General features: G+C 72.1%; 8 protein-coding genes. 7 read left to right on the forward strand and 1 reads right to left on the reverse strand.

All coding sequences use genetic code 11. From position 1 onward, the window contains the following. Positions 1 to 79: 79 nt before the first annotated feature. On the forward strand, positions 80 to 991 hold the full coding sequence (locus HHL19_RS07435; protein WP_169086859.1) for a lytic polysaccharide monooxygenase: 912 nt from the start codon (positions 80 to 82) through the stop codon (positions 989 to 991). Between the two features lie 289 nt (positions 992 to 1,280). Next, positions 1,281 to 2,435, forward strand: coding sequence for a glutamate--cysteine ligase (locus HHL19_RS07440; RefSeq protein WP_169086861.1), 1,155 nt, complete (start codon positions 1,281 to 1,283; stop codon positions 2,433 to 2,435). Between the two features lie 57 nt (positions 2,436 to 2,492). On the opposite strand, the gene lon is transcribed toward HHL19_RS07440, so the two are convergent. Further along, on the reverse strand, positions 2,493 to 4,904 hold the full coding sequence (lon, locus tag HHL19_RS07445; RefSeq protein ID WP_169086863.1) for an endopeptidase La: 2,412 nt from the start codon (positions 4,902 to 4,904) through the stop codon (positions 2,493 to 2,495). Between the two features lie 342 nt (positions 4,905 to 5,246). On the opposite strand from lon, the gene HHL19_RS07450 reads away from it, so the two are divergent. The 5 genes from HHL19_RS07450 (at position 5,247) to HHL19_RS07470 (ending at position 12,529) form a co-directional block, all read left to right on the forward strand. Further along, complete coding sequence (locus HHL19_RS07450) at positions 5,247 to 5,756, forward strand: hypothetical protein (RefSeq protein WP_169086865.1); 510 nt, start codon at positions 5,247 to 5,249, stop codon at positions 5,754 to 5,756. A gap of 116 nt (positions 5,757 to 5,872) precedes the next feature. Then, a complete protein-coding gene (locus HHL19_RS07455) occupies positions 5,873 to 6,556 on the forward strand; it encodes a spermidine synthase (protein WP_169086867.1) in 684 nt (227 codons plus the stop codon). Positions 6,557 to 6,616: 60 nt separating this feature from the next. Beyond that, positions 6,617 to 7,351 (forward strand): response regulator transcription factor, encoded by a 735-nt coding sequence (locus HHL19_RS07460; protein WP_169086869.1) that lies wholly within the window; start codon positions 6,617 to 6,619, stop codon positions 7,349 to 7,351. Next, positions 7,348 to 8,442, forward strand: a complete 1,095-nt coding sequence (locus tag HHL19_RS07465) for an ATP-binding protein (RefSeq protein ID WP_346768527.1) — start codon at positions 7,348 to 7,350, stop codon at positions 8,440 to 8,442. Before HHL19_RS07460 ends, HHL19_RS07465 begins: the two co-directional genes overlap by 4 nt. 268 nt (positions 8,443 to 8,710) lie before the next feature. After that, on the forward strand, positions 8,711 to 12,529 hold the full coding sequence (locus tag HHL19_RS07470; protein WP_169086871.1) for a multifunctional oxoglutarate decarboxylase/oxoglutarate dehydrogenase thiamine pyrophosphate-binding subunit/dihydrolipoyllysine-residue succinyltransferase subunit: 3,819 nt from the start codon (positions 8,711 to 8,713) through the stop codon (positions 12,527 to 12,529). The last annotated feature ends 40 nt before the right edge of the window (positions 12,530 to 12,569 follow it).

Genomic DNA, 12,569 nt, shown 5'->3' on the forward strand with positions numbered 1-12,569 from the left:
CCGCGCGGATTTCAACTTCCGTGCGCCCCGCGCGCGTTGCTCGTTCCGTACTCCCCCACGCACGAGAGAGAGCCCCCGCATGCCGTCCTCCCGCCGTACCGCCGCCGGCGTCGCCGCCCTGTCCGCCGCTGCCGCCCTCGTCGCCCTCACCCCCACCGGCGCCGCCGCCCACGGAGCCGTCTTCAACCCCGTGAGTCGGATCGCCGCCTGTTTCGCCGAGGGCCCCGAGAGCCCCGACTCGCAGGTCTGCAAGGACCTCGTCTCCGACTCCGGCACCCAGCCGCTCTACGACTGGAACGAGGTCAACATCGCCAACGCGGACGGCAACCACAAGGCCGTCATCCCCGACGGCAAGCTCTGCTCGGCGAACCGCGAGAAGTACCGGGCCCTGGACTGGGCGCGCACCGACTGGGCCGCCACCCCCGTGAAGCCCGGCCCCTACGACTTCCGGATCCGTGCCACGGCCGCCCACTCCGGCACGATGACGATGTACGTCACCAAGGACGGCTTCGACCCGACGCAGCCGCTGAAGTGGTCGGACCTCGACGCCACCCCGGCGGCCGTGCACCACACCACCCGCACCGCCACCGACGGCTACTACGCCTTCACCGGCAACCTGCCCGAGCGCACCGGCCGCCACGTCGTCTACATGGTGTGGCAGCGCAACGACAGCCCCGAGGCGTTCTACAGCTGCTCGGACGTCACCTTCGGCACCGCCGCCGCCGCGCCCACCGCCGCCACCGCCGCCAAGGCCGAGGCGCCCACCGAGGCCGAACTGGCCGCCGGCGCGGAGCTGTCCACGGTCAGCCACGCGGGCCACGGCGGCGACGAGCTGCCGCCGGCGCTCTCCGCCGAGGCCTCCGCCGCCCCCGCCTCCCCGCTGCCGATGGCCCTGGCAGGGGCGGGCGCGCTCGCCGCCTTCGGCGCGGGCAGCCTGCTCCTGGGCCGCCGCCGCGGCTCCTCCGCCCCCTCCGCTCCTTCCGGCTCCTAGGTCTCCTAGGTCTCCTCCGGCTCCCAGGGCTCCCGGGTCTCCCGGGGCCGGAGGACCCGGCGGGAGGCGAGGGCGGGGCGAGGGTCCGCTCCGCCCCTCCGGCGGCCCCCGATGGGAAGCCCGCCCTCCTCTCCCGGCCCGTCGCCCCCCGGAGTCCGCTCCGGGGGGCGACTTCGCGCCATCTGCGCCGGGACGGGTGGAAGACGGGACGTTCGTGGACAGCCTTGGTGAAAGCTCTGTTCGAACGGCCGTCAGCGCACCACCGTCCGCCCGTGAAGGAGAGCGCTCCATGCGGAACCAGCAGCGGTGGGTCTACCACCGCGGGGAAGGGCTGCGCACGTTCGGGGTGGAGGAGGAGCTCCTCCTGGTCGATCCCGACAGCGGACTCCCCCAGCCCCTCTCCGGCACCGTCACCGAGATCGCCGCCTGGCACGCCGACACCGGGCCGCGTCACGCCGAGGCACCGGAACCGGCGAAGCCCGAGTTGTACGCCGAACAGCTGGAGATCGGCACCACCCCCTGCACCACCACGCCCCAGCTCGCCGACCAGCTGCGCCGGGCCAGGCTCGCGGCGGCCGCCGCCGCCAAGGAGGCCGGGGTGGCCGTCGCGGCCCTCGCGACCGCGCCCATGGACTTCGGTCCGCTGCTCACCCCCGACGACCGGTACCGGCGGATCCACGACCGGTACGCCCACCTCGTCGACGAGGAGTTCGCCTGCGCCTGCCACGTCCACGTCCACCTCTCCTCGGCCGAGGAGGGCGTGGGCGTCCTGGACCGGATCCGCCCCTGGCTCGCCCCGCTCCTCGCGCTCAGCGCCAACTCCCCCTACTTCCAGGGCGTCGACACCGGCTACGCCAGCTGGCGCCACCAGCTGTGGCAGCGCTGGCCGATGTCCGGTCCGAGCGAGCTGTACGGGGACGTGGCGACGTACGAGCGGACCACCCGCGAGATGCTCGCCAGCGACGTGCTGATCGACGACCACATGGTGTACTTCGACGCCCGGCTCTCCCGTCGCTACCCGACCGTGGAGATCCGCGTCGGCGACGTCTGCCTGGACCTGGAGGACACGGTCCTCCTCGCGGTGCTGAGCCGCGCCCTGGTGGAAACCGCGGCCCGGGAGTGGCGGCGGGGCGGGCTCCCCGACCCGGTGTCGACGGTCGTGCTGCGGCTCGCCGCCTGGCGGGCCAGCCGGTACGGCCTCGGCGGCGAGCTGCTCGACCCGCTCAGCTGGCGGCCGCGCCCGGCCGGCGAGGTCCTGCACACCCTGCTCGACCACGTGCGCCCCGCCCTGGAGGACGCGGGCGACCGGGAGCGTGCCGAGGCGGGGGTGGCGCGGCTGCTCGCCCGGGGCACCGGCGCGGACCTCCAGCGAGCCGCCCACGCCGGGGACCCGACGCTGGCCTCGGTGATCGTCGAGGCCGTTCGCCGTACGACCCCGGCCTGAACGCGCGAGGCCCTGGGTGCGCGCGCGTACCCAGGGCCTCGCCACTGCCGGTGTGGCTCAGGCGGCGACGGTCACCGGGACCTCCGCCGGGGCCAGGGCGATCTCCAGGACCTGACGGACATCGGTCACCGGGTGGACCTCCAGCTTCTCCAGGACCTCGGCCGGGACGTCGTCCAGGTCGGCCTCGTTCCGCTTGGGGATGACCACGGTGGTGATGCCGGCCCGGTGCGCGGCGAGCAGCTTCTGCTTCAGGCCGCCGATGGGCAGCACCCGGCCGGTGAGGGAGACCTCGCCGGTCATGGCCACGTCGGTGCGGACGAGCCGGCCGCTGAGCAGCGAGGCCAGCGCGGTCGTCATCGTGATGCCCGCGCTCGGGCCGTCCTTCGGGACCGCGCCCGCCGGGAAGTGGATGTGCACGCCCCGGTCCTTGAGGCCGGTGACGGGCAGCTCCAGCTCCGCGCCGTGCGAGCGGAGGAAGGAGAGCGCGATCTGCGCGGACTCCTTCATCACGTCGCCCAGCTGGCCGGTGAGGGTGAGGCCGGCGCCGCCGGTCTCCGGGTCGGCGAGGGACGCCTCCACGAAGAGGACGTCGCCGCCCGCGCCGGTCACCGCGAGTCCGGTGGCCACGCCGGGGACGGCGGTACGCCGCTCGGCCGGGTCCTGGGCGGACTCGGGCACGTGGTGCGGGCGCCCGATGAGGTCCCGCAGGTCCTCGGGCGTGACCGTGAACGGCAGCTCGCGGTCGCCGAGTTCGTGCTGGGCCGTCACCTTGCGGAGCAGCCGGGCGACGGCCCGCTCCAGGGTGCGGACGCCGGCCTCGCGGGTGTACTCGCCGGCCAGCTTGCGCAGCGCGGCCTCGTCGATGGTGACCTCGCCGGTCTCCAGACCGGCCCGCTCCAGCTGCCGGGGCAGCAGGTGGTCGCGGGCGATGACGACCTTCTCGTCCTCGGTGTAGCCGTCGAGGCGGACCAGCTCCATGCGGTCGAGCAGGGCCTCGGGGATGGCTTCGAGGACGTTGGCGGTGGCGAGGAAGACGACGTCGCTGAGGTCGAGCTCGACCTCCAGGTAGTGGTCGCGGAAGGTGTGGTTCTGCGCCGGGTCGAGGACTTCGAGGAGGGCCGCGGCGGGGTCGCCGCGGAAGTCGGAGCCGACCTTGTCGATCTCGTCGAGGAGGACGACGGGGTTCATGGACCCGGCCTCCTTGATCGCGCGGACGATCCGGCCGGGCAGGGCGCCGACGTACGTCCGCCGGTGGCCGCGGACCTCGGCCTCGTCCCGTACGCCGCCGAGGGCGACGCGCACGAACTTCCGCCCCATGGCGTGGGCGACGGACTCACCGAGGCTGGTCTTGCCGACACCGGGCGGCCCGACGAGCGCGAGCACGGCACCGCCCCGCCGCCCGCCGACGACGCCGAGCCCGCGCTCGGAGCGCCGCTTGCGCACGGCCAGGTACTCGGTGATGCGCTCCTTCACGTCGTCCAGGCCGGCGTGCTCGGCGTCCAGGACGGCCTTGGCGCCCTGGATGTCGTACCGGTCCTCGGTCCGTTCGTTCCACGGCAGTTCGAGGACGGTGTCGAGCCAGGTCCGGATCCAGGATCCCTCGGGCGACTGGTCGCTGGACCGCTCCAGCTTGTCGACCTCCTTGAGGGCGGCCTCGCGGACGGACTCGGGCAGGTCGGCGGCCTCCACGCGGGCGCGGTAGTCGTCGGACTCCTCGCCGTCCTTCTCGCCGTTGAGCTCGCGCAGCTCCTTGCGGACGGCTTCGAGCTGGCGGCGGAGCAGGAACTCGCGCTGCTGCTTGTCGACGCCCTCCTGGACGTCCTTGGCGATGGTCTCGGCGACGTCCTGCTCGGCGAGGTGCTCGCGGAGCTGGGCGGTGGCCAGCTTGAGGCGGGCGACGGGGTCGGTGGTCTCCAGGAGCGCCACCTTCTGCTCGACGGTGAGGAAGGGCGAGTACCCGGAGTTGTCGGCGAGCGCGCCGACGCCGTCGATCTGCTGCACCCGGTCCACGACCTGCCAGGCGCCGCGCTTCTTGAGCCAGCTGGTGGCGAGCGCCTTGTACTCGGTGACCAGCTCGGTCACGGCCCCCGGCAGCGGTTCCGGCACGACCTCCTCGACGACGGTCCCCTCGACCCACAGCGCCCCGCCGGGCCCGGTCGTCCCGGCCCCGATCCGCACCCGGCCGATCCCCCGGATGAGCGCCCCCGGATCCCCGTCGGACAGCCGCCCGACCTGCTCGACGATCCCGAGCACACCGGTCCCGGCGTACGTCCCGTCCACCCGCGGCACAAGCAGCACCCGCGGCTTGCCGCCACCACCCCGCACGGCGGCCTGCGCGGCCTCGACCGCGGCCCGCACGTCGTTGTCGGAAAGGTCGAGCGGAACCACCATCCCGGGCAGCACGACCTCGTCGTCGAGCGGCAGCACAGGCAGCGTCAGCGGCACGGACGGCTTGGACTCAGAAGCCATGATCTCCCCTTCGGCAGTCAAGTTGAGTTATGCCGACTCAATGCATGTGAGCTCACGAATGTTCCCCGGGGCCTGTTCGCTGTGAGCGATCACCGCATCGCCCCGCCTCCGGAGCGGCGAGCGGCGAGCGGCGACGGCCGCGGGCCCGCCGACCTGTTTCGTCCGCTCTCCGGGGCCCGAGGAGGCGCGGCCGGCGCGGTTCGCCGGCGCGCTGGAGGGACCGGGCGCGGGGACGATCTGCTTCGAGCGCGACCGGCCGTCGCGGCTGCGGGACCTGACGTGGTGTCGGCGCATGGCGTGTTCCGGCTGCACGGGGGCCCCGAGGCGGGCATGCTCGGGTGCATGGAGCATGCGGTGGGGCGGCGGGTGTGGGGTGCGGTGCCGGGGGTCGTGGCGGTGCTGGTGCTCGGGGTGGGCGGGTGCGCGGATGCCGATGCGCCGCCGGCTCCGGGCGGCGGGACGACTGCCACCAGCGCGGGCGAATCGACCGGGACCTCGGAGCCGCGCTCCGGGGCCGTGCTGGTGGAGGTCGCGGTGAGCGGCGGCTTCGCCGGCGTGGACAACCGGCTCGTGGTGCGGGAGGACGGGTCCTGGACGCTGCGGTCCCGGGACAAGGAGCCGCGGACCGGACGGATGGACGCCGACGGGCTCGCCGAGCTGCGGGCCGCGCTCGAAGACCCCGCCTACGCGCGCGTGCCCGAGCGGCCGAGCGGGCGGCCGGTCGCCGACGGGTTCCAGTACACCGTGACGTATCACGACCGGACGGTCGTGGCCGGAGAGGGCGAGCGCCCCACCGCCCTCCAGCGCGTCTTCGACGCCCTTCCCGAGGGCGGGCCGCCGACCGCTCCCTGATGCCCATCTCGGCGCCACTCCGCGACTCCGGTATGTGTTTGTCCCGGTCTCCCGCGCTCCGCCAGGATGGCCGGGACGACCCGTATCCGACACGACGAGACACGGAGTGACCGCCCATGAACAGCCCCGTCACCCTCGACCGCCGCGAGGGCCCGTACGGCGAAGTCGTCCTGCGGCGCCGCGACACCGGGGACCGTACCGACTTCGAGATCATCGCCAACGGCACCTTCCTGATGGACACCTCCGACGGACGCTCCGAGCGGCTGCTCGTCGACGCGGCCATGGAGGCGCTGCCCGAGCACGCGCGCGTGGGCGCGTCCGTCCTGATCGGCGGGCTCGGCGTCGGCTTCTCGCTCGCGCACGCCGCCGCCGACCCGCGCTGGAGGCGGATCGCGGTGGCCGAGCGGGAAGGGGCGATCATCGACTGGCACCGGGGCGGCCCGCTCGCCTCGCTGTCCGGCCGCGCCCTCGCCGACGAGCGGACCGTGATCCTTCACACGGATCTCGTGGCGTATCTGGAGACCTCCTCCGACACGTACGACGCGCTCTGTCTGGACATCGACAACGGTCCGGACTGGACCGTCACCGAGGACAACGAATCCCTTTACGGCACAAGGGGTTTGGCCTCCTGCGCGGCCCGTCTGAACCCCGGCGGCGTCCTCGCCGTCTGGTCGGCCCGGCCGTCCGCCGATTTCGAGGAGTCCTTGCGGAATGCCGGATTCAGCGGGGTACGGACCGAAGAGGTCGCCGTTGCCCGGGGCGTCCCCGACGTGGTCCACCTCGGCATCCGGCCTGCGTAGCCGGGACGCCGCGGCTACCTCTAGGCTGCTGCACCGACATCGGCGACGCGAGGCGGGGCAATGGAGCAGACACACACCACTCACCAGGGTGCGGCGACTCCGGGGGCCCAGCGGCGCGTCCTGGTCGTCGAGGACGACCCGACGATCGTGGAGGCGGTCTCCGCCCGGCTGCGCGCGGAGGGCTTCCTCGTGCAGACGGCCACCGACGGCCCCGCGGCCGTGGAGGCCGCCGAGGCCTGGCAGCCGGACCTGATGGTCCTCGACGTGATGCTGCCCGGCTTCGACGGCCTGGAGGTCTGCCGGCGCGTGCAGGCCCAGCGTCCGGTGCCGGTGCTGATGCTCACCGCCCGGGACGACGAGACCGACATGCTGGTCGGACTCGGCGTCGGCGCCGACGACTACATGACGAAGCCTTTCTCCATGCGCGAACTGGCCGCCCGGGTCCACGTGCTGCTGCGCCGGGTGGAGCGGGCCGCGCTCGCCGCCGTGACCCCGCGCAGCGGGATCCTGCGCCTGGGCGAGCTGGAGATCGACCACGCGCAGCGCCGGGTCCGGGTGCGCACCGAGGACGTGCACCTGACCCCGACCGAGTTCGACCTGCTGGTCTGTCTGGCCGGCACCCCGCGCGCGGTGCTCTCCCGGGAGCAGCTGCTCGCCGAGGTGTGGGACTGGGCGGACGCCTCCGGCACCCGGACCGTGGACAGCCACATCAAGGCGCTGCGCCGGAAGATCGGCGCCGAGCGGATCCGCACGGTGCACGGCGTCGGGTACGCGCTGGAGACCCCGGCGTCGTGAACCGGCCGGCGCGGCGCCCGGGGGGGTCCAGGCGCCGGATCGTGATCTCGATCAAGACGAAACTGGGGGCGCTGGTCGTCGGCGCGGTGCTGCTGACCTCGGGACTGGCCCTGGTGGCGATCCGTACGTCCACCGAGTTCCGGTACATCACGATCTTCGCGATGATCGCGACGCTGCTGATCACGCAGTTCGTGGCGCAGTCGCTGACGGCGCCGCTCGACGAGATGAACACGGTGGCGGGGTCGATCTCGCGCGGCGACTTCTCGCGGCGGGTGCGGGGCGCGGACCGACGCGACGAACTGGGCGACCTGGCCTCGACGATCAATCGCATGGCGGACGACCTGGAGGCGGTGGACCGGCACCGCAAGGAGCTGGTCGCCAATGTCTCGCACGAGCTGCGGACACCGATCGCGGCGCTGCGGGCCGTCCTGGAGAACGTGGTCGACGGGGTCTCGGAGGCCGATCCGGAGACGATGCGCTCGGCGCTGAAGCAGACGGAGCGGCTGGGCCGGCTCGTGGAGACGCTGCTCGACCTGTCGCGGCTCGACAACGGTGTCGTACAGCTGCGGGCGCGCCGTTTCGAGGTGTGGCCCTATCTGTCCGGGGTGCTGCGGGAGGCGAATCTGGCCGCCGCGCAGCGCGGGCTGCCGTCGACGTCCGGTCTGCACCGGCGTACGGACGTGCATCTGCATCTGGACGTGTCGCCGTCCGACCTGACGGCCTACGCGGACGTGGAGCGGCTGCACCAGGTGATGGCGAACCTGATCGACAACGCGGTGAAGCATTCGCCGCCGCACGGGCGCGTGACGGTGCGGGCCCGGCGCGGCCCGTACCCGGAGTCGCTGGAGCTGGTGGTCGAGGACGAGGGTCCCGGCATCCCGGAGTCGGAGCGGCACAAGGTGTTCGAGCGGTTCAACCGGGGTACGGCTCCGGACCGGCAGGGGCCCGGGAGCGACGGCGGCACGGGGCTCGGCCTGGCGATCGCGCGCTGGGCGGTGGATCTTCACGGTGGCGGGATCGGCGTGGCCGAATCTTCACGTGGATGCAGGATCCGGGTCACTCTTCCAGGCAGCCTTCCCCTTCTCGATTGACGTAGGGTTCGAACCGGAAGCGAACGTTCTGCGTGTTCATGTGCAGACGTGGTCAGGGAGCGGCCGAAGGAGGCCGTGGCCCGGGCTTTTCCGTACCCTCACAGAAGCGGAACCGGGTTTGTTTCCCGCCATTCACGGCATCGAAACACGCCGTCAAGTGTGACTTGCACGACGTTGGACTGCCCGGCCTGCACGTCCCGGCCGGACAGGCGTAGCCTTTATTTCCGCTGTCCATCACCTTGCGAAGCGGAAGAGGGCGGTTGCCGCCGTGTCGTCTCAGTCCCCCAGTACCCCGAGCTCCCCGGCCGACCAAGACGGGCGTGGCGTGAGCCCCGCAGCCGCCTTCGGTGCCAATGAGTGGCTCGTCGACGAGATCTACCAGCAGTACCTCCAGGACCCGAATTCGGTCGATCGTGCCTGGTGGGACTTCTTCGCCGACTACAAGCCGGGTGCGGCGGAGACCCCGTCCGCCCCGGCCGCCACCACCGCGGCCGCGCCCGCGGCGTCGCAGGCGGGCCCCGCACAGGCCGCGCCCGCCGCCCCGGCCGCCGTACCCGCGCCCGCCGCCCCGGCCACGCCGGCTCCGGCCGCCGCCCCGGCTCCGGCCCCGGCAGCCGCTCCGGCTCCGGCTCCGGCGAAGCCCGCCGCGGCCGCTCCGGCCGCCGTGAAGGCGGCCCCGGCCGCCGCCGCCCCGGCCGCGAAGGCCGCCGAGGCGCCCGCCGGCCCCGAGCTGATCACGCTCCGCGGCCCGGCCGCCGCCGTCGCGAAGAACATGAACGCCTCGCTGGAGATGCCGACGGCCACGTCCGTCCGCGCCGTCCCGGTGAAGCTGCTCTTCGACAACCGGATCGTCATCAACAACCACCTGAAGCGCGCCCGGGGCGGGAAGATCTCCTTCACCCACCTCATCGGCTACGCCATGGTGCAGGCCATCAAGGCCATGCCGTCGATGAACTACTCCTTCGCGGAGAAGGACGGCAAGCCGACCCTGGTCAAGCCGGAGCACGTGAACTTCGGTCTCGCCATCGACCTGGTGAAGCCGAACGGCGACCGCCAGCTCGTCGTCGCGGGCATCAAGAAGGCCGAGACGCTCAACTTCTTCGAGTTCTGGCAGGCGTACGAGGACATCGTCAAGCGCGCCCGCGTGGGCAAGCTGACGATGGAGGACTTCACCGGCGTCACGGTCTCCCTGACCAACCCCGGCGGCCTCGGCACCGTCCACTCCGTCCCGCGTCTGATGCCCGGACAGTCGGTCATCATGGGCGTCGGCTCGATGGACTACCCGGCGGAGTTCCAGGGCACCTCCCAGGACACCCTGAACAAGCTCGGCATCTCCAAGGTCATGACCCTGACGTCGACCTACGACCACCGGGTCATCCAGGGCGCCGCCTCCGGCGAGTTCCTGCGCATCGTCGCCAACTTCCTCCTCGGCGAGCAGGGCTTCTACGACGACATCTTCAAGTCGCTGCGCATCCCCTACGAGCCGGTCCGCTGGCTCAAGGACATCGACGCCTCGCACGACGACGACGTCACCAAGGCCGCCCGCGTCTTCGAGCTGATCCACTCCTACCGGGTCCGCGGCCACGTCATGGCCGACACCGACCCGCTGGAGTACAAGCAGCGCAAGCACCCCGACCTGGACATCACCGAGCACGGCCTCACCCTGTGGGACCTGGAGCGGGAGTTCGCGGTCGGCGGCTTCGCCGGCAAGTCGATGATGAGGCTCCGCGACATCCTCGGCGTGCTCCGCGACTCGTACTGCCGCACCACCGGCATCGAGTTCATGCACATCCAGGACCCGAAGCAGCGCAAGTGGATCCAGGACCGCGTCGAGCGTCCCCACGCGCGCGTGGAGCGCGAGGAGCAGCTCCGCATCCTCCGCCGCCTGAACTCCGCCGAGGCCTTCGAGACCTTCCTGCAGACGAAGTACGTCGGCCAGAAGCGCTTCTCCCTGGAGGGCGGCGAGTCCGTCATCCCGCTGCTCGACGCGGTCATCGACTCCGCCGCCGAGTCCCGCCTGGACGAGGTCGTCATCGGCATGGCCCACCGCGGCCGCCTCAACGTCCTCGCGAACATCGTGGGCAAGTCGTACGCGCAGATCTTCCGCGAGTTCGAGGGCAACCTCGACCCGAAGTCGATGCACGGCTCCGGCGACGTCAAGTACCACCTGGGCGCCGAGGGCACCTTCACCGGTCTCGACGGCGAGCAGATCAAGGTCTCCCTGGTCGCCAACCCCTCCCACCTGGAGGCGGTCGACCCGGTCCTGGAAGGTGTCGTCCGCGCCAAGCAGGACGTCATCAACAAGGGCGGCACGGACTTCACCGTCCTGCCCGTCGCCCTGCACGGCGACGCGGCCTTCGCGGGCCAGGGCGTGGTGGCCGAGACCCTGAACATGTCGCAGCTGCGCGGCTACCGCACCGGCGGCACGGTCCACATCGTCATCAACAACCAGGTCGGCTTCACGGCGGCTCCCGAGTCGTCCCGCTCCTCCATGTACGCCACCGACGTGGCCCGCATGATCGAGGCGCCGATCTTCCACGTGAACGGCGACGACCCGGAGGCCGTGGTCCGCGTCGCGCGGCTCGCCTTCGAGTTCCGCCAGACGTTCAACAAGGACGTCGTGATCGACCTCATCTGCTACCGCCGCCGCGGTCACAACGAGGGCGACAATCCGCAGTTCACCAACCCGCAGATGTACAACCTGATCGACAAGAAGCGCTCGGTGCGCAAGCTGTACACCGAGTCGCTCATCGGTCGCGGCGACATCACCCTGGAAGAGGCGGAGCAGGCGCTCCAGGACTTCCAGGGCCAGCTGGAGAAGGTCTTCGCGGAGGTCCGCGAGGCCACCTCGACGCCGGCTCCGACGCACGTCCCGGACGCCCGGCCGGAGTTCCCGGTCTCCGTCACCACCGCGGTCTCCCAGGAGGTCGTGAAGCGGATCGCCGAGTCGCAGGTCAACATCCCGGAGCGGATCACGGTCCACCCGCGCCTGATGCCGCAGATGCAGCGTCGCGCGGCCTCGATCGACGACGGCACCATCGACTGGGGCTTCGGCGAGACCCTCGCCATCGGCTCCCTGCTGATGGAGGGCACCCCGGTCCGCCTGTCGGGCCAGGACTCCCGCCGCGGCACCTTCGGCCAGCGCCACGCGGTCCTGGTCGACCAGGAGACCGGCGAGGACTACACCCCGCTGCTCTACCTGGCCGAGGACCAGGCGCACTACAACGTCTACGACTCGCTGCTCAGCGAGTACGCGGCGATGGGCTTCGAGTACGGCTACTCGCTGGCCCGCCCGAGCTCCCTGGTGGTCTGGGAGGCGCAGTTCGGCGACTTCGTCAACGGCGCGCAGACCGTCGTCGACGAGTTCATCTCCTCGGCCGAGCAGAAGTGGGGCCAGACCTCCGGCGTCACCCTGCTCCTGCCGCACGGCTACGAGGGCCAGGGCCCGGACCACTCGTCCGCCCGCCCGGAGCGCTTCCTCCAGATGTGCGCCCAGGACAACATGACGGTCGCCATGCCGACGCTGCCGTCGAACTACTTCCACCTCCTGCGCTGGCAGGTGCACAACCCGCACCACAAGCCGCTCATCGTCTTCACCCCGAAGTCGATGCTGCGTCTGAAGGCCGCGGCGTCCAAGGTGGAGGAGTTCACCTCCGGCGGCTTCCGCCCGGTCATCGGCGACGACTCGGTCAACCCGGCCGACGTCCGCAAGGTCGTCTTCTGCGCCGGCAAGGTCTACTACGACCTGGAGGCCGAGCGGCAGAAGCGCGGCGACACGGAGACCGCGATCATCCGTCTGGAGCGCCTGTACCCGCTGCCGGGTGCCGAGCTCCAGGCCGAGATCGCCAAGTACCCGAACGCGGCGAAGTACATCTGGGCGCAGGAGGAGCCGGCGAACCAGGGTGCGTGGCCGTTCATCGCGCTGAACCTGATCGACCACCTCGACCTGGCGGTCGGCGCGGACATCCCGGCGGGCGAGCGCCTGCGCCGGATCTCCCGCCCGCACTCCTCGTCCCCGGCGGTCGGCTCGGCCAAGCGTCACCAGGCGGAGCAGCAGCAGCTGGTCGACGAGGTCTTCGACGCCTAACGTCGACGCCTCGCGCGGAGGCCCGGCACCCCCCGGGATC

The sequence above is a fragment of the Streptomyces sp. R302 genome, assembly GCF_012927245.1.
Taxonomy (GTDB): Bacteria; Actinomycetota; Actinomycetes; order Streptomycetales; family Streptomycetaceae; genus Streptomyces.

Coding starts and splice junctions, on each gene's coding strand:
- HHL19_RS07460 (WP_169086869.1), top strand. CDS start 6,617: ATGGAGCAGACACACACCACTCACCAGGGTGCGGCGACTCCGGGGGCC.
- HHL19_RS07455 (WP_169086867.1), top strand. CDS start 5,873: ATGAACAGCCCCGTCACCCTCGACCGCCGCGAGGGCCCGTACGGCGAA.
- HHL19_RS07435 (WP_169086859.1), top strand. CDS start 80: ATGCCGTCCTCCCGCCGTACCGCCGCCGGCGTCGCCGCCCTGTCCGCC.
- lon (WP_169086863.1), bottom strand. CDS start 4,904: ATGGCTTCTGAGTCCAAGCCGTCCGTGCCGCTGACGCTGCCTGTGCTG.
- HHL19_RS07450 (WP_169086865.1), top strand. CDS start 5,247: ATGGAGCATGCGGTGGGGCGGCGGGTGTGGGGTGCGGTGCCGGGGGTC.
- HHL19_RS07440 (WP_169086861.1), top strand. CDS start 1,281: ATGCGGAACCAGCAGCGGTGGGTCTACCACCGCGGGGAAGGGCTGCGC.